The sequence below is a fragment of the Sorangium sp. So ce128 genome (assembly GCF_051525245.1).
Taxonomy (GTDB): domain Bacteria; phylum Myxococcota_A; class Polyangia; order Polyangiales; family Polyangiaceae; genus Sorangium; species Sorangium cellulosum_B.
In genome coordinates this window covers 9,700,797-9,719,745 of sequence record NZ_CP150313.1, presented here as the reverse complement: position 1 = coordinate 9,719,745, position 18,949 = coordinate 9,700,797, and the positions used below count along the sequence as shown (strand labels likewise).

Here is an 18,949-nt window from a genome sequence, read left to right as displayed (position 1 = left end):
GCTCGCTCGTCACCACGCCGCTCTCGGCAGGGGCCGCGCAGGGGCGCGCCTCGCGTTCCGCCGCTCCGCCGCAGCGCCGTCGATGTGGACTCAGAACTGGATCGGCGTGGCCGCGAGATCGAACCAGAGCGAGAGGCCAAGCCCGGCGGAGGTGCCGAGCGCATCCCAGACGACGTCGCGGACCGAGGGGGTGCCGTGCCCGGCGGCATCGTAGACCTCCTTCGCCAGCCCAGCGCCGAGCGCGACCGCGGCCCCCAGCGCGAGCCGCTGGCGGAGGTCGCTGGTCGCGAGCGCGCCGAGCGCATACCCGCCGCCGGCAAGGGCGATTGACGCGCAGAAATGGCGCATCTTGTCATCGCCGAACCACGGGTCGGCAGCGCGGAGCGGGGCATAGGCGCGCGCCAGGGGCTGCGCCGGGAACCCCGCCCAGCGAGCTGCCGAGGCGCGGGGGCCATCGGCGCGGGCAGCGGGAGCGGCCGTGATGCGGGGGCCGCCGGCGCGGGCAGCGGCAGCGGCAGCGGCGTGGGGGCCGTCGGCGCGGGCGGGGACAGCGCCGAGCGCCAGGGCGGCGAGGACGGGCGCACCGAGGGCGGAGCGCGCAAGGAGGCCTCTCATCGCGGCATCCTCCGCGGCCTCGCGGAAAAAGCAAGAGGCGAGGCCCTGGGAAGGGCCTCGCCTCTCATCGACATCGGGTCCACACGGCGAGCCGGGGGCACCGGGGCGCACTCGGCCCGCCGCACCTGACGTGCAGCGGGTGAGCGCCTGGCGCGCGGCCGCGTCAGCGACGCCGCGCGCCGGGCAGCGTCACTTCAGGTCGAGCTTGGTGCCGAACTTCTCCTTGATGAGATCACCGATCGTCCCGGCCGCCGGCTTGTCGTCGTCGTCCTTGCGCTTCTGCTGCTGGCGCTGGACGGGCGCGGGGCGCTCCATGCCGATGTTCTTCATCGTCAGGAAGAGCCGGCGATCGACCGTGTCGAGCGATGAGATCTCGGCCTTCACCTTGTCGCCGACCTTGAGCTTGCCTTCCTCGGGCTCCTGCACGTCGCCCTGGGAGATCAGGCCCTCGACGCCCTCGCGCAGCCGCACGAACACGCCGTAGTCGACGATGCTCACCACCTGGGCGTCGTCGAGGACGCGGCCGGGCGGGTACTCCGTCAGCATGCTCGGCCACGGGTCGTCCCAGAGCTGCTTGATGCCGAGGGAGACCTTCTTCTCGTCGTGGTTGATCGAGAGGATGATCGCCTCGACGTCATCGCCCTTGTGGTAGAGGTCGCTCGGGTTGTTGACGCGCACCGACCACGAGAGATCGCTCTTGTGGACCATGCCGTCGACGCCCTCCTCGATCCCCACGAAGACGCCGTAGTCGGTGAGCGACCGGACCTTGCCCGCGATCTTGTCGCCGGGGTGGTACTTGTCCGTGAACAGCATCCACGGATCGGGCTCCAGCTGCTTCAGACCGAGGCTGATGCGCTTCGCGCGCGCGTCCACCTCGAGCACCTGGCACTCGAGCTCCTGGCCCACCTCGAGCAGCTTCGACGGGTGCTTGACCTTCTTGGTCCAGCTCATCTCGCTGACGTGGATGAGGCCCTCGACGCCCGGCTCCAGCTCGACGAACGCGCCGTAGTCGGTGATCGACATGACCTTGCCGCGGACCTTCTTGCCCGCCGGATACGCCTCCTCGGCGTGGTTCCAGGGGTCCTCCTGGGTCTGCTTGAGGCCCAGGGAGACGCGCTCGGTGTCGGCGTTGTACTTGAGGACCTTCACGAGGACCTCGTCGCCGACCTGGAACACCTCGCTCGGGTGGTTCACGCGGCCCCACGACATGTCCGTGATGTGCAGGAGGCCATCGATCCCGCCGAGGTCGACGAACGCGCCGTACTCGGTGATGTTCTTGATGGTCCCCTTGACGGTCATCCCTTCCGTCAACGTCTCGAGCGTCTTGGCCTTCATCTCGTCGCGCTCGCGCTCCAGGAGCACGCGCCGCGAGAGCACGATGTTGCCGCGCTTCTTGTTGAACTTGATGACCTTGAACTTGTAGGTCTGGCCGATCAGCTTGTCCAAGTTGCGGATCGGGCGGAGATCGACCTGAGAGCCCGGGAGGAAGGCCTTCACGCCGCCGCGGATGGTGACCGAGAGGCCGCCCTTCACGCGCTGGCTGATCGTGCCCTCGATGAGCTCGTCCGCCTCGCAGGCGTTCGAGATCTCATCCCAGACCTTCATCTTGTCGGCCTTCTCCTTCGACAAGGTCACGAGGCCGTCGTCGTTCTCGCGGCTCTCGATGTAGACGTCGACCTTGTCGCCCGCCTTGACGGCGCTCTGGCCCGCCGCATCCGCGAACTCGCGGAGCGCGATCACGCCCTCGCTCTTGCCGCCGATGTCGACCACGACGGAGTCGCGGTTCACTGCGACCACGGTGCCGGAGATGATCTCTCCTTCACGCGCGAAATCGCCCCCCTCCACGCTCTGTTCGAAGAGCGCGGCAAAGCTCTCCATGCTCGCCCCGGACGAGCCAGCCTCCATATGGATGTTACTAGTCATGTTGTTCGTTCTTGTTTCCTTTCCTTCCCTGGGATTCGCCGCGCGGGCGCAGGCGTGGACCCTAGGTGCCACGCACGAGCGGCGGAGGGGCAGGCACACACGTACCGATGCACCCGGGCCCCTCGGGAGAGGCGAGCCTGTAGTCTGAGGAGGGGCCTCTGTCAATGCAACGACCGAGCCACTGGAGGTTTTTGTAGGTCCGGTCCGTTTTGCTGGGAAGGATGTGCCCGCCCGCCCAAAGCAGCGCGATCTCAGGCTCAGGGCGCGCCGCCCAGCGCGCTCCCTCCGGCGTCGAGCGCGTCGCGCGCGGCTCGGGCGCGGTGTGCGATCTCTGCGCAGGCGCGATCGAGGCCCTCGTGGGGCCATTTCGTCCGGATCTCGACGAGCTCTCCCTGCGCGAGGGCCTGGGCTCCCTCGAGCGCGGCGCCCGCGCCGGCGACGTCGGGGAGCAGCGCGAGCCCGAGCTTGAGGCTGCCGAGGAACGCCTGGGTGTCCGGGGCGAGCGCCGCGGCGGCCTCGCCCGCAGCGGGCGCGAGGCGCATCGAGAGCTCGGGCTCCGCGCCGAGGGTGAGCGCGCCCGAGGCGTGGTCGACGCGGCGGAACAGCGCTCCGGCCCGCGGCAGCACGCCGGAGACCGCGGCGGCGGCCCCGGACCACGCGGCGCTGGTGAGCGCGAAGGTGACGGCGCCCTGCTCGGGCAGATCGAGGCGCCGCCACTCGTCTGCGTCGGGCGACGCGGGCAGCGCGGCCTTCACGATCTCGACGTCCGTGCCGAGGACGAGCGTGCCGTCGTCGGCCTGGCCGAGCACGGCGCGCGGCCCGACGAGGAGGAGCTCGCCCTCGCGGCGGACGCCGGTCCAGCCCTCGTCGCGGGCGACCTTCTCCATGCCGGCGACGAAGCGGCCCTTCGGGATGCGCCCGCCCGCGAGCGCGACCCAGCTCGCCGCGTCGGTCGACGCGACGACGATCTCGCGCAGATCCGACGGGAAATCGAGGCCGGTGGCCGCCTCGATGCGCGCCTTGCGCGACGCTGTCTGGGGCGCGTCGTCGAGCAGCGGGAGGAAGTGCCGGCGCACGGGGCCGAAGAGCGCGAGGTCGGCGGTCTCGAGGCGGACCACGATGTTCGCGTCGCCCGGGATGTGCTGCCGGGCCGTCGGCACATAGCGCCAGAACAAGAGGTAGACGCCGAGCGCCGCGCCGGCGAGCAACGCGGCGAGCGCGATCGCGACAACGAGGCACGCGGCCCCACGAGGGCGGCCCGGGCGCTGCGGGGCGGCGGGGGCGCCCTCGCCGGGCGGCGCGGGGAGCGCGTCTGCGGGGGCGGCCCCCGGCGCCGGCGCGGGGTCGCCCTCGGGCGCGGGCGCGGCGAGGTCGTCGGTCACTGTCGGTCGGATCGGTTCTTCGATCAGGGTGTCAGGCATCGGCTTAGCCCGGGGAGCGCCCGGACAGCAGGGCGAGCACGAGGGGCGCAGGGAAGAGCCAGCGGAGCCGCACGGTGCTCTCCACCTGCTCGATCGAGAGCTCCTTCATGAGATCTGCGTAACGTACATCCTCGACGTTGTCGCGGAACACCTCGATGAACCGGCGGGCGCGCTCCGCGCCGGCCGCGTCGACGCCGACGAGCTCCACGTCGAGGCGCACCCCTTCGTCGTGGAGGGACGCCACGGCGCGGACCCGCGCGACGCCCGCGACGAGCGCGCCGATCGACGGGAAGCGCCGCGCGAGGTAGGGGGGGAGCCGGCGCGCGCGCAGATCGAGGCTCACGAGCCCCTCGGCGGCCGGGTCGCCGCGGCGCGCGTCGGGGCCGTCACGGAGGAGGCGCGCGACGCTGCTCACCTCGACCGCCGACACGAGCGCGACCGCGCGATCGCCGAGCGCGATGATCCGCGCCGTGTCGGCGCGCGATCCAGCGACGCCGCCGCGGCGGTCGAAGACGGCGACGCCGTCCTGCGCCGCCGGCGCCGGCTCCCAGCGGCCGGGATCGGGCGTGAGCCCGGCCATCCGGCCCTCGAGGACGACCACGCGATCGCCCTCCTCGAGATCGGCGAGCCGCAGGCCGAGCCAGACGACGTCGGCGCGCTGGAGGGCGCTCTCCAGCGCCTCGTCGGGCACCTCGTCGAGCGCGCGCCGGGCGAGCTCGTCCGAGGCCGCCTGGCCCAGCCCGTCGCGCATGCGGGCGACGTCGACGCGAACGACGAGATCGAGATCGGCCGGGAGCAGATCGGCCGGCTCGATGCGCCGGACGACGCGCGGGCCTGCGGGGCTCGCCGCGCGCGCGGGGTGGCCGCCGCCCGCGAGCCGCGGCGCGGCGTCCCCGCAGGCCGGGAGCCCGAGCGCCATCAGGGCGGCGGCGGCGACGGCGGCGGCGCGGACCTCAGCCGCCGCGCGCACGGATCTCCACGAGGGTCGCCATCTCGTCGATGATCTCCTGCGGGCTCCTGTGCCCGGAGTCGACGAGGATCGCGTCGTCGGCCTTGCGGAGCGGCGCGACGGCGCGCTCGCTGTCGGCCTTGTCGCGGCGGAGCACGTCGGAGAGCGTCGCCTCGAAGCTGACGGGCATGCCGCGCGCGACGAGCTCGTCGTACCGCCGCTTCGCGCGGATCTCGGCCGGCGCCGTCAGGAAGAACTTCACCTCGGCGTCCGGGAACACCACGGTGCCGATGTCGCGCCCCTCGAGCACCACGCCGCCGCCAGCGCCGGCCTGCCGCTGCATCGCGAGCAGCGCCTTGCGCACGGCGGGGATGGCCGAGACCCGGCTCGCCCCGAGGCTGATCTCGGGCGCGCGGATCGCGCTGGAGACGTCCTCGCCGTCGAGCAGCACGCGCATGCCGCTGCCCCCCAGGCTCGACTGGGCCGGGGCGTTCGCGGGCGGGGGGGCGGAGGAGTCGGGCGGCATGCCGTGCGGGCTCCGCTCCAGCGCGATGCGCCCGCCGCGCGCGAGATCCTCGGCGAGCGCGCCGATCTCGCCCTCCTCTTCCCACGTGAGGCTCGCGCGGCGGGCCGCGAGCGCGACGGCGCGGTAGATCGCGCCGGTGTCGACGAGCAGGTAGCCGAGCCGCTCGGCGAGCCCTCGCGCGACCGTGCCCTTGCCGGCGCCGGCCGGTCCGTCGATCGCGACGCGCAGCCGCCGGGGCTCGCCCCGGGCCGGGAGGTGGTGCGCGTCGTCCTGTCGTTGTCGTTCGGTCACCTGCGCTCCTCCTCCTCTCTCTTCCTCACGGGATCGCCTCACCGATCGCGCGCTCACGCGGCGCGGGCGCCCTCGACCTCGATGCGCGCGCCCAGGGCGCGCAGCGTCCCGACGAAGAGGGGAAAGCTGGTCGCGATGCAGCCCGCGTCGCGGACGCGCGTGGGCCCGCTCGCGGCGAGCCCGAGCACGGCGGCCGTCATCGCGATGCGGTGATCGCCGCGGCTGTCGACGTCGGCCGCGTCGAGCGGCCGGTCGGGCCTGCCCTCGACGAGGAGCCCGTCGGTGCGCTCCTCGCAGCGCAGGCCGAAGGCGCCGAGCACGGACGCCATCGCCGCGATGCGGTCGGTCTCCTGCGCGCGCAGCTCCCGCGCGTCGAACACCTCGGTGAGGCCGCGCGCCCGCGCGCCGAGGCCGAGCAGGATCGGCAGCTCGTCCATGGTGCGCGACGCGAGCTCGCCGCCCGCGCGCCCGGCGCGGAGGCCGCCGCCGGAGGAGGCGGACGCGACGTGGACGTCGCCGGTGGGCTCGCCGAGGGCCTCGCCCTTGATCTCGACGGCGACGCTGCCATCCATGTCATCCATGTCGCGCAGCACCTCGAGCAGGCCGGTGCGCGTCGGGTTGAGGCCCACGCGCCGCGCGGTCACGCGGCTCCCCGGCACGATCTGCGCGGCGGCGACGAGGAACGCGGCCGCGGAGAGGTCGCCGGGCACGTCGAGCTCGAACGCCGGCAGCGCGCCGGAGAAGCGGGCCGCGTCGAGGCAGACCATCGCGCCGACCGAGTCGATTGGCACGCCGAGCGCGGTGAGCATGCGCTCGGTGTGATCGCGCGAGACGATCGGCTCGCGCACGAACGTGGGGCCGTCGGCGTAGAGGCCGGAGAGGAGGAGGGCGCTCTTCACCTGGTCGCACGGGACGGGGAGCTCGTGCTCGATCGACGAGAGCACGTGCGGCTCGGGGAGCGGCCCGACGTCGAGCGGCGCCGTGATCTCGCCGATCTTGCGCGGATCGAGCTGCCCCTCGATGCGCCCGCCGCGGAGCCGGAGCGGCTTCGCGACGCGATCCATGGGGCGGCGCGAGAGCGACGGGTCGCCGACGAGCCGCGCGGCGAAGCGCTGGGCGACGAGGATGCCCGCGAGGAGGCGCATCGTGGTGCCGGAGTTGCCGCAGTCGATGGGGCCGCCGGGGGCGCGGAGGCCGGAGAGCCCGGCGCCGTGGACGACGAGGTCGCCCGGCGACGGCTCCTCGACGCGGACGCCCATGGCGCGCAGCGCGCCCACGGTCGAGAGGACGTCGCCGCCGAGCGTCCCGCCCCGGATGCGGCTCTGCCCGGTGGCGAGCGCGGCGAGGAGGAGCGCTCGGTGGGCGATGCTCTTGTCCGCAGGGACCGGCACGCTCCCGATGAGCGGCCGCTCCGCCGGGTGGACGATGAGGTCGGGCACGGGTTGCCGTGTAGCAGAACGGCGGGCGCAGGCACAGCGGGCGGGGCGCCGAGGGCGGCGGGACGGCGCGGGCGCCTCGATGTTAGGGTCGCCGCGTCGCGGTGGGGATCGACAGGAGGCGGCATGGACGAGGCACTGGACGTGGCGGCGCGCGTGGCGGCTCGGCTCGGCGCGATCCCGGGCGTGGTCGCGGTCGTGCTGGGCGGATCGCGCGCTCGCGGCGCGGGCCACCCGGACTCGGACGTCGATCTGGGCATCTATTACGAGCCCGAGAGCCCGCCCGACCTCGCTGCGCTGCGCGCGCTCGCGCGGGAGCTCTGCGCGGGCGGCGCCGAGGGCGAAGTGGCGGCGCTCGCGCGGGAGCTCCACGCGAGCGCCGCCGAGGACGTCGTCACGCCGCCCGGCGCGTGGGGGCCCTGGATCAACGGCGGCGCGTGGCTGGAGATCGAGGGACACCGGGTCGACTGGCTCTACCGGGATCTCGCGCGTGTGCGGCGCGTGATCGGGGAGTGCCGGGCGGGGCAGGTGACGTGCGACTACCAGCCCGGTCACCCGCACGGCTTCCTCAGCGCCAACTACCTGGCGGATATCCACGACTGCCGGCCCCTCTTCGATCCGGAGGGCGCCCTGGCCCCGCTGAAGGCGCTCGTGACGCCGTATCCGCCGGCCCTGCGGAGGGCGCTCCTCGAGAGGTTCCTGTGGGAGGCCGGCTTCGCCATCGACACCGCGAAGAAGGCCGGGCGGCGCGGCGACGTGTTCTACGTGAGCGGCTGCCTGTTCCGCGCCGCTGCCTGCCTGGTGCAGGCGCTGTTCGCGATGAACGAGCGCTACCTCGCGAACGAGAAGGGCGCCCTGCCGAGGACGCGGGCGCTCTCGCTGTGCCCCGAGGGCTTCGCCGACAGGGTGAACGCGGTGCTCGCCGCGCCCGGCGGGGGCGCGGAGGCGCTGCTCGCGAGCCTCGGGCGCATGGAGGCGATCGCGCGCGAGGTGCGCGAGCTGTGCCGCGGCGACGAGCCGAGCTGCTAGCATCCGCCGCGACGATCGCCGAGGGCGCCGCGGGGGCGGGCCAGGCGGCGGCGCATGAAGCCAGGACGAGGAGCCATGGAGTCGATCAAGCTGGAGCACGGTCCGTCGGAGGAGCAGCTGGCGAAGCTCGGGGCGCGCGGCTGGCCCATCTGGACGAAGGAGGTGTCGACCTTCTCGTGGCACTACGACGAGCGGGAGATCTGCTACCTGCTCGAGGGCGACGTGATCGTGACGCCCGCGGAGGGCGGCGGCGCGCCGGTGCGGATCCAGGCGGGGGATCTGGTGACGTTCCCCGCGGGGCTGAGCTGCACCTGGGAGGTGCGCTCGCCGGTGCGCAAGCACTACCGGTTCGGCTGAGCGGCGGTTTCACGGCGCCGAGGCTCCCCCGCGGGCTCTCTCAGGGCACCAGATGCGGCACCGGCTCGTATTTTTATTTATTTGGAAGAAGGGCTTGCGCCGATGCTTCGACATTATTAGAAGTAAGGCGTGCCGTCGACGCTCGACCGCCACGCCGAACAGCTCGCCGCGCTGGGTCACCCCGTGCGCCTGGCTGTCCTGCGCTTCGTGGTGCAGGCCGGCATGGAGGGCGCCTCCGCCGGCGACATCCAGGCGCACGTCGGACTGGCCGCTTCGACGCTGAGCCATCACCTGAAGCGGCTCGTCGATGCCGGCGTCCTGAGAACGCGGGGGGAAGGGACGTTTCACTACTACAGCGCCGACTACGAGGCGCTCCGAGCCCTCACAGCGTATCTGTGGGAGGACTGCTGCAAGCGCGGCAAGGCGTGTTGCTGAACAGCGTACCTGTGGGAGGACTGCTGCAAGCGCGGCAAGGCGTGCTGCTGATTTTTTTTGCCCCTCTATTTCGATATTTTTGGAAGGAGAATGCGCGATGAATGTCCTGAAGCCTCATGTTTCGCTCAACGTCTCCAACATCGACGCCTCGGTTGCGTTCTACGAGAAGGCCTTCGGCGTACGCGCCACGAAGCGTCGTCCCGGCTATGCGAAGTTCGACCTCGCGTCGCCTTCCTTGAACCTCACGATGCAGGAGGCGCCGCGTACTGGCGTGAACGCGAGCCACTTCGGCGTGCAGGTGGCGAGCACCGAGGATGTGCTCGAGGCCAGGAGCCGCTTCGAGGCTGCGGAGCTCAAGACCTTCACGGAGGAGGACACGGCTTGCTGCTACGCGGTGCAGGACAAGGTCTGGATCGAGGACCCCGACGGCAACTCGTGGGAGGTGTTCGTGGTGAAGGGCGACGCGGCCGTGATGGGGAGCCAGCCCGCGATGCCCTCGAAGAGCGATGCCGCGTGCTGCGCGCCTGGGTGCTGCGTCCCATCCAAGCTCGACGATGCCGCCGCGCGCTGATCTCGCCCGCAGGGCCGTCGCCGAGGCGCTCGGGACGGCCCTGTTGCTCGCGACCGTGGTCGGGTCCGGGATCATGGCCGAGCGTCTTGCTGGCGGGAACGTGGCGATTGCCCTGCTCGCGAACACGATTGCGACGGGGGGCGCCTTGGTGGCGCTCCTCCTGACCTTCGGGTCGATCTCCGGCGCGCACTTCAACCCAGCCGTCACGCTCGCCGACGCGAGCCAGGGCGGGCTCTCCTGGCGCGAGGTGCCTGCCTACATCCTGGCCCAGGTCGCCGGCGCCTTCGCGGGCGTCGCCGTGGCTCACGTCATGTTTGGCGAGGCCCTCTTCTCGGCGTCTCAGCACGAGCGCTCGGGGCTCGCCCAGATGGTGAGCGAGTTCGTCGCGACCTTCGGGTTGCTCGCCGTCATCTGGGGCAGCGTCCGGAGGCGGGCCGAGTCGGTCCCGTTCGCCGTCGGCGCGTACATCACGGCGGCCTACTGGTTCACCTCGTCCACATCGTTCGCCAACCCGGCCGTGACGCTCGCCAGGGCGGCGAGCGACACGTTCGCCGGCATTCGGCCGACCGACGCGCCGGGGTTCATCGTCGCACAACTTGCAGGGGCAGCGGCGGCGACGCTGGCGTTTCGCTGGCTCGTTCCCGCCCTGCCCGAGGTCGCCGAGCGCGTCGTCGATCGCGCGCTTCCGGAGGATGTTCCATGAAGACCGTGCTCTTTGCCTGCGTTCACAACGCGGGCCGCTCCCAGATGGCCGCGGCGTGGTTCAACGCCCTGTCCGACCCGTCCAAGGCGCGCGCCATCTCGGCCGGTACGGAGCCCGGCCCGCGCGTCCATCCCGAAGTGCTCGCCGCGATGGCGGAGGAGGGGATCGATCTCTCGGCCGTGAAGCCCCAGCGGCTGACCGACTCGCTGGCGAGTCAGGCAGCGCTGCTCGTCACCATGGGATGCGGGGAGGTGTGCCCCGTGGTTCCAGGGCTTCGCCGTGACGACTGGCCCCTCGAAGACCCCAAGGGCAAGCCGGTGGAGCGCGTGCGAGAGATCCGCGACGAGGTCCGCGTGCGCGTGTCCGAGCTCGTGTCTCGCGAGGGGTGGGCCGCTGCGCCTACGGCCGAGGAAGGCCGAGGATGAGCTGCGAGCCGGCGGGCGCAGCGGAGCACCGGCGATCGCCGCCGGGCGGCACCTCGGCGCAAGCGGACCGCTGGCGATCGCTGCCGGGCGGCGTCTAGAAGTAAAGCGGCTTCCTGTAGATCGCCGCCGGGCGGCGCCTCGGCGCAAGCGGACTGCCTGCGATCGCTGCCGGGCGGCGCTTCGATGTAATTTGTCTTACGCAAAATCTCCGCCCGGCGGCGCTTTGACGTAAGATATCTTACTCAGGATCGCTGCCCGGCGGCGGTTGAGAGTGAAGCATCTTACCGAGGTCGCCGCCCGCCACCCGTTTCGAGCGAATGGACAGCCGTGCGCCCGCCAGCGGGCGGCGAATAAAGGAAGTTGCCTTACTTTTGTGGGGTGGAGGGCCGCGGATCGAGCAAGTTGTCTTGCACCGCGCGCCCCAGCGTCGGGGACCCGTCGTGCCGCGCGGGTTGGGAGCGCCCGGCTCAGGCGCCGTCGAAGGAGTCGTCGTCGTCACCGGCGGGCGGCGCGGCGTCATCGGCGGGTGCGGGCTCGGCCGCGCCCTCGGCGCCGCCCTTGCGACCGCGCCGGTCGGCCCGGGCGGACTCGCGGCGGAGCCGGCCGAGGAGGCGCTCGACGAGCTCCCCGGTCGCCGCCTTCTCGAGGGCGAAGTTCGTCTCGACGGCCCGGACCACGCGGATCCAGGCGTTGCGGGCGTTCACCACCTCCCGCGGCGTGGCGCCGTCGGTGTTCGACGGGGCGTTCAGCGCGAGCTGCTCGCGCTGCGCCTCCACCTTCTCGATCTCGAGCGCGGCCGCGACCCAGGCGTCCACCACCTGCGCGAGCGGCCCCTCGGGCGTCTTCAGCTTCTTGAGCAGCTTCTCCGACGCGTCGTCGAGCCGCGACGGGAGCAGCTTGGCGTCGCCCGCCTGGTCGCCGTAGCTCCGCGAGATGGCCTTGAGCCCCGCCGGCGCGAGCCGGTCGCGCAGATCGAGGACCGCCGCCGCGAACGCGGGGTCGTCGGTCATCTCGGCGAGCGCGCCGAGGTAGTTGTACGCTCCGCGGAGCTTGCGATCGTGCGTCGCGTCGAGCGCGAGGGCCTTCTCCATGAGCGCCTTCGCCTGCTGCTGAAGGCTGGAGCCGAGCCGCTGCGTGGTGAGGATCCGGCCGTGCGCCTCCTCGACCGCGGGCAGGAGCGGCGCGAGCAGCGGTAGCGACGTGAAGACCCTCCGATCCTGCTCCGGATCGAGCCAGGGGCCCGAGATGTTGACCATCGCTTGCGGGGTGAGATTGCGATAACCCATGAGATACCCTCCTTCGTCAGGGGCGTCCCGAATCTCGGTCCGGGTTGGCTGGATGCAACGCCCCGCGCGCTCAGGCAGCCGTCGCGATCTTGCTCCGTGGCCGGAGGACCGCTGGTTGCGCTCGCCCCGCCTCGGGGAGCCCGGATGGGCGGCCAGGGCATGTGCTCATCGCCTGAGAGAGCCCCTCTCCTTCCAAGAGAGGCCCTCTTCCTCACCAGAGGCGCGCTCCGTGCGGTGCACCTCGACCGCTCAGGAGGACGATTTGGTGAGAATTTGTGGCCGCGATTTGCAATGGGTTCGCGAGAGCAAATTCGGCCTGTAGGGGATTCAAAGCGCGGGGAGACCTATGTTAGTGCACGTCTGCCCGAGGGATGGACGCCGCTCCAGCCGAGGCTGAGCTGAAAAGGCGGTACCGCACCGGATTGGGCCGGCGCGGCATCCGGTCCCCCTCGTAGGGCCGAGGTGCGCTTTGCTGCGTTCTGCGCTGGTCATCTGTTGGTCGCACGTGGCGGCCGTCGCGATGTTCCTCCTCGCGCTCGAGCCAGCGTTCGCCGCGCCGCCGCCGCCACGGTCGCCGCGCGTGACAGCCTTGATCAGAGAGGCAGAGGCCGCCCTGGAGCGGCTCGACATCGCGCGCGCTCGCGACCTGTGGGCGCAGATCTATGATATCGAGCGATCCACGGTGGGGATCTGCCAGCTCGGGCAGCTCGACCGCCGGCTCGGGCGCTGGGTGGACGCCGTGGTGGAGCTCACCCGGTGCGTGAAGGAGATGCGCCCGCCGGCCACGTCCAGGGAGCGGCGACTTTACGACACGCGCCACGCGGATCTGGCCGCGGCGCGGCTCGAGGTGGCGCAGCTCCACGTGTTCGCGCCCGCGGGGGCGGCGCCCGTGCTCGTGGACGGGCGCCTCGTGGACGAAAGCGGTCAGATCTACGTGGCGCCTGGGCAGCATGAGATCACGACGATGTTGCCTGATGGCCGCAAGGCACGCTCCACGGTGCACGTCGCCGCGAGAGAATCGCGCGTTGTTCTTTTGAGCGCCGAACCGGCGAGCGTGCGCTCGGTCGCTCCGCTGAAGGCGACGCCGGCGGGCGCGCCGGTACGGCCGGAACCCGGTCCGGCGCCCTGGCTTCTCTATACGGGCTCCGCGGCGTCCGGCGTATTCCTGGTCTCAGGAATCGTGCTGCACATCGTGGCATCGACCGAGGACAGCGCCTTGAGGGAGGAGATGTGCAAGCCCCACTCGGACATCCAGACTGCGGGCGTGTTTCGAGGAGAGCAGCAGGCCGTCGAGTTAAAGCAGCACCTCAGCACGGCAGCGCTTGTTGCCGGGACCGCGCTCGGTGCCGCGACACTCGCGGTTGCGGTGCTGCCGAATGGCACTCAGATTCGCGCGCGCAGGGCTGGCGCGGAGGTGCGGTTCTCGTGGTAGAGCCTGGTACCGTCTGGGAAGGTCACCGGATCCTCGGCGAGGTTCACGATGACATGGTCCGCACGTTCCTCGCCCGGCAAGTAGGCGATGAGGGAGCGACGGTCTGGTTGCACGTTCGTGAGGGCCAGGCCTTGGATAGGAAGGTCTTCACGTCCGAGCTGAAGCGGCTGCAGGATATCTCGCGAGCGGTGCCGCAGATCGAGCCCGTTCTCTACGGCGACGCAAGCGGCCTCTCTGCCTGGGTCGCGTGCCGGCGAAGCGACGGCATCGGCATCAAGGACGCAATCTGCGGGGCCGATCTCGGGGCGACCGCGCTGCGAATGGTGATCGAGATCGCCCGAACGATCGAGCGCTGCCACGCGCTGGGCTGGTGCCATGGGGCGCTGAGTCCGGAGCGCGTGTTCATCACGTCGCAGCGCGACTACTGCATCCGCCAGTTCGGCCTGGTCAGGTTGTTCCGGATCGAGCCGCACGAAGCCGCACGAGAGCCGCTGGTGGCGCCGGAGCTGCTGAGCGGCGAACGTGTTGGCCCACGGGCAGATGTCTATGGGCTTGGAGCCCTGCTGTACGAGCTCGTGTGCCGTCGCTCGCTGGACGTCGGCAAGCCGGGTGAGCTTGGGGCGCGGCGTATCACCCCGGTCATCCCGAACGACACCCCGCGCGCTGTCGCCGCCGCGATCGAGATGGCCCTGGCCGAGGATCCGCGTCGCAGATACAGGAACGTCAACCACTTCATCACCGTGCTCGAAGACCTCGTGGACGCATGGCCTACGTTGGATCAGGCACCGAGCCGCCGTGATGATCGGGCTTCGAGCGCCGGCGCAGTGCCGTCAACGCTGCGAAGCTCGCACCTGGAAGGGCCACGGTCGCCAGCATCCATGATGGAAGGCCCGGATACTCGACCGTCCGAGGTCGCGCCCGGGGCTGTGCCATCGGGGGCTGCGCCGTCGAACGAGGACGAGCCTCCGCTGCCGCAGGTTCCCCCGCTCGATGTGCCCTCGTGGCCGGCCTCCACTCCGAAGGAGCCGGTCTTGCCGCCGCCACCGTCGTTGATCCGGCAATCGGAACGAGAGCTCATGGCCGCCCGGCGCAGTCCTTCCGGAACGCCGCCGCGGCCATTCCCCCGACGCATCGCTGCTTCGCTCGCTGCGTTGGCTGCGATAGGCGCCGGGGTGCTCTGCTTGACCCAGCCGGCTCGGGTCATGCTCCGTGCGGAGAAACATGCAGCGACCCTGGTGGATACGCTCTCTCCGCCACGAAAGGTGCAGCGCTCGACGCGAACGCTGGGCTCGGCGCCGACCGCGTTGATGAGGGAAGCGGACAACCGGCCGCGCACCGCGCTCCCGCGGCAAATGAGCGTGGCGACAAGAGCCGAGCTGCGCCTGCCGTACTGCGAGGCCGGCGATGTGAGCTGTGGTCCTGCGATGTACTAGGAGGGCTTCTGTCGATGCGATGTGTTCTTCTGTTCATCGGCGCTGCGGCCGCGGTAGGTTGTGTGCCCGACCGCGACTGCCCTGGCACAGGGCCCCACGAGGGCGATCGTGCCGTGTGGCTCTGGAAGGGCACGCAGAACGAGGTGCAAGACTGTGCGGAAGAGACGGAGGTCCTCTGGGATGGCTGGCGGGAAGATACCTCCACCTCACCCGAGTCGCCGTCGTTCGCACGTGCTTGCGCAGGCGTCGTTCGCGATGACCTCCCGGACGGGTACACCCTTTGCGTGATCCCGACCGAGGACGAGGAGATCTGCTACGAGGGATACGAGGATCGCGCGGTGTATGTCGAGGAGAATGGAAAAGAGCACGTGATGTGCTGCACGCCCGCGGGGCACCCGCCGACGGTGATCCCTCTAAGCTTCGGCGAATGCACGACATGAGCGAGCCGATGGCAAATTCTCTCGCACGTGCGCTCTCGCCGCTGTTCTGGGTTGTCGTGTGGAGCTCGGGTGGAGGATGCCTCGCTCAAGCCGAGCCCGAGGTCTCGGGCAAGGCGGTTGTGACGCGCGCCGGCGAAGAGCTGGTGATCGACACCGGCGGTAACGGAACGAAACTTGTGGGCCTGGACGACGATCCGACAGGGCTGTGCGTGGTGCGGAACTCGGGCGGCCTCAGCGTGGTGGTGGAGAAGGGGGATGGTGCCCGGCTTTCCTTCATCAACGTCATGGACGGGGGCGGCCTGCCTCATGTATCTGCGACGATCGACGGAGATCTCTACCAGGGTCCTTGTGAGATTATTGTCCAGGAGCAGCCAACGGACCCGTACGAGGCCGACGTGACGGCGGGGCCGTGTGACATCATCCGGCTCTTCGACGGGGCAACGGCGCGCGTGGAGACGGCGGTCTTTCACGTCTCGGACTGCAGCGGGGCCGATTAGGCGGACGGGCTCTCCTGGGGCTATCGCGCCCTCTCGGGCGGACTGTCGTCGGCCTGCGCCTTGGCTCGAGCGGCGCGGACCGCGGCGAGCCAGTGCGCTTGGTCCGGATCGCTGTCCCACGGCGGGGCCTCCCGGTAGAGCGTGTCCCAGTACTCGCGCGCTGCGGCCTCGGCCGTCTCGATCTCGCTCTCTCCGTCGGGCGCGTCGTCGACGCGGTCCACGAAGGCACGCCAGGGTTCCGAGGCGTGATGGCTCAGATTCGGCCACGGCCGGCCGGGTGCCCTGTCGAAGACCCCACCGCTGCTCTGGAGATAGCTCTCGTAGGCGCTCTGAGCGATGGCGTCGCGCCGGCGGCGGTTGACATGCCTCGTGCAACAATCACGAACCGCTTGGGCCCACTCGCGGTCCTCCTCCGGCACGTCGTCCCGCCATGCGCTCGCATAGAGAGCGCGCAGCTCCTGCTGGCGTGTCAGCCACCCCTGTCGATCGCCGGGTACTGGCGGAGCCTGGAGGGCCTGGTCGCGCTCGGCACGGAGGGCTCGCTCGCGCGCGGCGCTCGGTCCGGGGTACTCCGGCAGCCCGGCGCCCCAGTACCACGGTGGTTCCAGCATCGGAGGGATGGGCCTCTTCATCGAGCTCGGGGCGCCGCGGAGAGCGAGCCGAAAACCCCGCTGGAAGGCGCGGAGCATCCCGGGCCGGTGCTGCTCGGCCGTGTCGTCGGAAGCAAGGGTCCGCCAGAGGTAGGTACGCTGAAGGCGCGAGGCTGCCGCGGCCGGGGCCTGTTCACCGTCGCTGGCAGGCGTCTCGTCGAACGCATTGACGAAGGCGAGGAACGCGCTCTCGACGGCGGCGAGCAGCATCGGCCACGGCGGGGTGAACGTCCGGGGAATGTGCCCCTGGCTGCCCCGGAGAGCGCTTTCGCTGGCTCCCGGCTCTGTGCCGTTCGGTCCCTGATCGTCGACCCACTTCCTGAAGCTCTCGCGGTGCGCCGCCGCCCATGCGCGGTCCCTCTCGGGCAGATCGTCGTACCACACTTCGGCGCACAGCTTGCCCAGATCCTCCGAGCGCGACCTCCATCGTTCGGGATCCTTGGTCGAGAACAGCGCGTGTCCGAGCGCCGCCTCGCGCACGACTCGAGTCACGAAGGGCTTCGTCTCCCCCAGCGAAGGGTTCATGAGCAATCTCCGGGTCGACCGCACGTGGGGTCGGTGGGCTCTACGCCCGTCAAGGTCATACCTACCAGAAGATCCGACCTGCCGCTGCTGGCTCCACGCTGACACCAGACCACGCGAGCGTGCGGATGAAGCGGACACCGCACGTCGCCACGATCGCCACATGCTGCGTCGACAGATAGGCCGCGCCGGCCTCCATGGCCGGGAAGAATCCAAGATAACGCAGGCACAACCCCATGCGTTGCACACAGGGATGCGCCCGAAGTCGAACCGCGCCGCGAGCTCGAAGGACACCGGCGCACGGAACGGCCTGCCCCGGACGGCCGCCGTGGGGCCGGTCAGCACGCCGAGCCAGCCCGCGTCGCCGCCCAGACCGAAGAGGCCCACGTCGGCGCCGATGCCGATGTCCACGGCGTTGCGGACGGGCCATCGGCGCAAGCCGGTGACCGATGGCATGATGCCGCCCGTCGCGCGCGTGGCACGCGACCCCAGCACGACGTAGGTCGCCTTGACGTCGATCTCCCAGCGCGGCGGCGCGCCCTCTTCCGCCCGCGCGACCGCGGGCAGGAGCGACAGCGCGACGAGCCCGGCGCGCGACCCCGTCAGCGCGCTATCTGCCAATTTCCGGCGGACCATCGTCGGCCTGCGCCTTCCTTCGAGCGGCGCGGACCGCTGCGAGCCAGTGCGCCCGGTCGGGGTCGCTGTCCCATGGCGGGGCCTCCTGGTAGAGCGTGTCCCAGTATTCCCATACGGCCGCCTCGGTCGTCACCTGCTCGCTCTCGCCTTCGGGCGCCTCCTCGACGCGGTCCACGAACGAACGCCATGGTTCCGCGGCGAGGTGGTACAGGCTCGGCCACGGCCGAGCAGGCTCCCCACCGAAGCGTCCATCGCTGCTCTGTAGATAGCCTTCGTAGGCGCTTTGCGCGAGGGCGTTTCGCCTGGCACTGTTGACCGACATCGTGCACGCGTTGCGGAACTCTGCGGCCCAGATGCGGTCCTCCTCCGGCACATCGTCTCTCCATGCGGTCGCATACAGCGTGCGCAGTTCCTCATCGCGCGCCGTAAGCTCCTCCCGAGTCGCCGGAAACGGCAGCGCCTTGATTGCGCGCTCGCGCGCGGCGCTCGGTCCGGGGAACTCAGGATATCCGGGGCCTCCCCAGTAACGGGGTGATGTCAGCATCGGCGGGATGGGCCGCGTCAACGTCCTCGGTTTTCCGCGGCGGCCGATCCGAAATCCCCTACGAAAGGCGCGGAGCGCCTGGGCCCGGATCTCCGCGGCCGTATCGTCGGACGTCAGCGTTCGCCAGAAATAGGTCCCGTGGAGGCGAGACGTGGGGTCAGTCGGAGCGAGCTCGCTTGTGCCCTCGTGCTCGTTCTTGAAGGCCTCGAGCATGAAAAAGAACGCGCTCTGGACGGCTTCCAGCAGCATCGGCCAAGGTGGGGCCGGGTGTCCGTCGACGCGTCCGTGGCGGCTCGGGAGAGCGCCTGCGTTTCTTCGGCCGACGCCCAAGGGGAGCGAATCGTCAATCCACCGCCTGAACTTCTCGCGGTGCCGCTCGGCCCATGTGCGGTCCTCCTCAAGCAAGTCGTCTCGCCACGCTTCGGCGCAATGCCTGCCCAGATTCTCGAGGTCCCAGTTCCATGATTTGGAATCTTTGGTTGTAAAGAGCCCCTGTCCGCAGACTGCTTCGCGCAGTTGAACCCCTCCCGGTGGGAAGTTCGACCACCACTTCACGGCCGATCTCCCGGTTGGCCGCCGGGCGGATCGAATGGCATTGCCGCAATTCGGTGTCTCAGCTCGTCGCGATCGCTGGGATCCACGATTGAGCGGCCGCATGCAAACATGACGAGCGGAACGCTGCGCCGATGGTTCATCGGTTCCCCCCTGATTCACCGATCCACGTACCCGCAGACGGTGGCCGACCTTACCAGCGGTCGCCGCCGTAGGTCAAGCCGCGACGGACCACCTGGAGGACGGTGACCGGCGCCCAAGCGCGGCCACTGGCCG

General features: G+C 70.9%; 20 protein-coding genes. 10 read left to right on the top strand and 10 right to left on the bottom strand.

Features of this window, described 5'->3' with window-relative positions:
- Positions 1-90: 90 nt before the first annotated feature.
- From WME82_RS36905 to aroA, 6 genes are all read right to left on the bottom strand, one after another.
- A complete protein-coding gene (locus tag WME82_RS36905) occupies positions 91-615 on the bottom strand; it encodes a hypothetical protein (RefSeq protein WP_438039152.1) in 525 nt (174 codons plus the stop codon).
- A gap of 189 nt (positions 616-804) precedes the next feature.
- Positions 805-2,904 (bottom strand): 30S ribosomal protein S1, encoded by a 2,100-nt coding sequence (locus tag WME82_RS36900; RefSeq protein ID WP_438039151.1) that lies wholly within the window; start codon positions 2,902-2,904, stop codon positions 805-807.
- Complete coding sequence (locus WME82_RS36895; protein WP_438039150.1) at positions 2,796-3,959, bottom strand: hypothetical protein; 1,164 nt, start codon at positions 3,957-3,959, stop codon at positions 2,796-2,798. The genes WME82_RS36900 and WME82_RS36895 overlap by 109 nt, the downstream gene beginning before the upstream one ends.
- Before the next feature lie 4 nt (positions 3,960-3,963).
- Entirely contained in the window at positions 3,964-4,929 is a 966-nt protein-coding gene (locus WME82_RS36890) for a hypothetical protein (protein WP_437741184.1), read from the bottom strand.
- On the bottom strand, positions 4,913-5,725 hold the full coding sequence (gene cmk, locus WME82_RS36885) for a (d)CMP kinase (RefSeq protein WP_437741183.1): 813 nt from the start codon (positions 5,723-5,725) through the stop codon (positions 4,913-4,915). Before cmk ends, WME82_RS36890 begins: the two co-directional genes overlap by 17 nt.
- A 53-nt stretch (positions 5,726-5,778) precedes the next feature.
- Positions 5,779-7,164, bottom strand: coding sequence for a 3-phosphoshikimate 1-carboxyvinyltransferase (aroA, locus tag WME82_RS36880; RefSeq protein ID WP_438039149.1), 1,386 nt, complete (start codon positions 7,162-7,164; stop codon positions 5,779-5,781).
- 123 nt (positions 7,165-7,287) lie between these two features.
- On the opposite strand from aroA, the gene WME82_RS36875 reads away from it, so the two are divergent.
- The 6 genes from WME82_RS36875 to WME82_RS36850 all read left to right on the top strand — a co-directional run bounded on the left by WME82_RS36875 (position 7,288) and on the right by WME82_RS36850 (position 10,681).
- Complete coding sequence (locus WME82_RS36875) at positions 7,288-8,190, top strand: nucleotidyltransferase domain-containing protein (RefSeq protein ID WP_438039148.1); 903 nt, start codon at positions 7,288-7,290, stop codon at positions 8,188-8,190.
- 75 nt (positions 8,191-8,265) lie between these two features.
- Positions 8,266-8,547, top strand: coding sequence for a cupin domain-containing protein (locus tag WME82_RS36870; protein WP_012239482.1), 282 nt, complete (start codon positions 8,266-8,268; stop codon positions 8,545-8,547).
- Positions 8,548-8,676: 129 nt separating this feature from the next.
- Complete coding sequence (locus WME82_RS36865) at positions 8,677-8,982, top strand: ArsR/SmtB family transcription factor (RefSeq protein WP_437741180.1); 306 nt, start codon at positions 8,677-8,679, stop codon at positions 8,980-8,982.
- 97 nt (positions 8,983-9,079) lie between these two features.
- Complete coding sequence (locus WME82_RS36860) at positions 9,080-9,553, top strand: ArsI/CadI family heavy metal resistance metalloenzyme (protein ID WP_438039147.1); 474 nt, start codon at positions 9,080-9,082, stop codon at positions 9,551-9,553.
- Positions 9,537-10,256, top strand: a complete 720-nt coding sequence (locus WME82_RS36855) for an aquaporin (RefSeq protein ID WP_438039146.1) — start codon at positions 9,537-9,539, stop codon at positions 10,254-10,256. Before WME82_RS36860 ends, WME82_RS36855 begins: the two co-directional genes overlap by 17 nt.
- Positions 10,253-10,681 carry an arsenate reductase ArsC gene (locus tag WME82_RS36850; protein WP_438039145.1) on the top strand — a complete coding sequence of 143 codons (429 nt, stop codon included), beginning with the start codon at positions 10,253-10,255 and terminating at the stop codon, positions 10,679-10,681. Before WME82_RS36855 ends, WME82_RS36850 begins: the two co-directional genes overlap by 4 nt.
- A 467-nt stretch (positions 10,682-11,148) precedes the next feature.
- On the opposite strand, the gene WME82_RS36845 is transcribed toward WME82_RS36850, so the two are convergent.
- Entirely contained in the window at positions 11,149-11,967 is an 819-nt protein-coding gene (locus tag WME82_RS36845) for a hypothetical protein (RefSeq protein WP_438039144.1), read from the bottom strand.
- Positions 11,968-12,487: 520 nt separating this feature from the next.
- Between WME82_RS36845 and WME82_RS36840 the strand changes: the two genes are divergently transcribed.
- From WME82_RS36840 to WME82_RS36825, 4 genes are read left to right on the top strand one after another with little or no spacing between them, the layout of a single operon-like run.
- The gene (locus WME82_RS36840) at positions 12,488-13,399 is read left to right on the top strand and encodes a hypothetical protein (protein ID WP_438039143.1); all 912 of its coding nucleotides are present in this window, start codon (positions 12,488-12,490) and stop codon (positions 13,397-13,399) included.
- 53 nt (positions 13,400-13,452) lie between these two features.
- On the top strand, positions 13,453-14,832 hold the full coding sequence (locus WME82_RS36835) for a serine/threonine protein kinase (protein WP_438039142.1): 1,380 nt from the start codon (positions 13,453-13,455) through the stop codon (positions 14,830-14,832).
- A gap of 14 nt (positions 14,833-14,846) precedes the next feature.
- Complete coding sequence (locus tag WME82_RS36830) at positions 14,847-15,272, top strand: hypothetical protein (protein ID WP_438039141.1); 426 nt, start codon at positions 14,847-14,849, stop codon at positions 15,270-15,272.
- On the top strand, positions 15,260-15,769 hold the full coding sequence (locus WME82_RS36825; RefSeq protein WP_437912749.1) for a hypothetical protein: 510 nt from the start codon (positions 15,260-15,262) through the stop codon (positions 15,767-15,769). Before WME82_RS36830 ends, WME82_RS36825 begins: the two co-directional genes overlap by 13 nt.
- Before the next feature lie 20 nt (positions 15,770-15,789).
- On the opposite strand, the gene WME82_RS36820 is transcribed toward WME82_RS36825, so the two are convergent.
- The 3 genes from WME82_RS36820 to WME82_RS36810 form a co-directional block, all read right to left on the bottom strand.
- The gene (locus WME82_RS36820; RefSeq protein ID WP_437912748.1) at positions 15,790-16,944 is read right to left on the bottom strand and encodes a hypothetical protein; all 1,155 of its coding nucleotides are present in this window, start codon (positions 16,942-16,944) and stop codon (positions 15,790-15,792) included.
- A gap of 61 nt (positions 16,945-17,005) precedes the next feature.
- A complete protein-coding gene (locus WME82_RS36815; protein ID WP_438039140.1) occupies positions 17,006-17,188 on the bottom strand; it encodes a hypothetical protein in 183 nt (60 codons plus the stop codon).
- A gap of 363 nt (positions 17,189-17,551) precedes the next feature.
- Positions 17,552-18,370 (bottom strand): hypothetical protein, encoded by an 819-nt coding sequence (locus tag WME82_RS36810; protein ID WP_438039139.1) that lies wholly within the window; start codon positions 18,368-18,370, stop codon positions 17,552-17,554.
- Positions 18,371-18,949: the final 579 nt, after the last annotated feature.

Bases quoted from the DNA above. Each gene is read 5' to 3' on its own strand.
- WME82_RS36905 (WP_438039152.1), bottom strand. From the start codon at position 615: ATGAGAGGCCTCCTTGCGCGCTCCGCCCTCGGTGCGCCCGTCCTCGCC.
- WME82_RS36900 (WP_438039151.1), bottom strand. From the start codon at position 2,904: ATGGCCCCACGAGGGCCTCGATCGCGCCTGCGCAGAGATCGCACACCG.
- WME82_RS36895 (WP_438039150.1), bottom strand. From the start codon at position 3,959: ATGCCTGACACCCTGATCGAAGAACCGATCCGACCGACAGTGACCGAC.
- WME82_RS36875 (WP_438039148.1), top strand. From the start codon at position 7,288: ATGGACGAGGCACTGGACGTGGCGGCGCGCGTGGCGGCTCGGCTCGGC.
- WME82_RS36870 (WP_012239482.1), top strand. From the start codon at position 8,266: ATGGAGTCGATCAAGCTGGAGCACGGTCCGTCGGAGGAGCAGCTGGCG.
- WME82_RS36860 (WP_438039147.1), top strand. From the start codon at position 9,080: ATGAATGTCCTGAAGCCTCATGTTTCGCTCAACGTCTCCAACATCGAC.
- WME82_RS36855 (WP_438039146.1), top strand. From the start codon at position 9,537: ATGCCGCCGCGCGCTGATCTCGCCCGCAGGGCCGTCGCCGAGGCGCTC.
- WME82_RS36850 (WP_438039145.1), top strand. From the start codon at position 10,253: ATGAAGACCGTGCTCTTTGCCTGCGTTCACAACGCGGGCCGCTCCCAG.
- WME82_RS36845 (WP_438039144.1), bottom strand. From the start codon at position 11,967: ATGGGTTATCGCAATCTCACCCCGCAAGCGATGGTCAACATCTCGGGC.
- WME82_RS36840 (WP_438039143.1), top strand. From the start codon at position 12,488: ATGTTCCTCCTCGCGCTCGAGCCAGCGTTCGCCGCGCCGCCGCCGCCA.
- WME82_RS36835 (WP_438039142.1), top strand. From the start codon at position 13,453: ATGGTCCGCACGTTCCTCGCCCGGCAAGTAGGCGATGAGGGAGCGACG.
- WME82_RS36830 (WP_438039141.1), top strand. From the start codon at position 14,847: ATGCGATGTGTTCTTCTGTTCATCGGCGCTGCGGCCGCGGTAGGTTGT.
- WME82_RS36825 (WP_437912749.1), top strand. From the start codon at position 15,260: ATGCACGACATGAGCGAGCCGATGGCAAATTCTCTCGCACGTGCGCTC.
- WME82_RS36820 (WP_437912748.1), bottom strand. From the start codon at position 16,944: ATGAACCCTTCGCTGGGGGAGACGAAGCCCTTCGTGACTCGAGTCGTG.
- WME82_RS36810 (WP_438039139.1), bottom strand. From the start codon at position 18,370: ATGCTGCTGGAAGCCGTCCAGAGCGCGTTCTTTTTCATGCTCGAGGCC.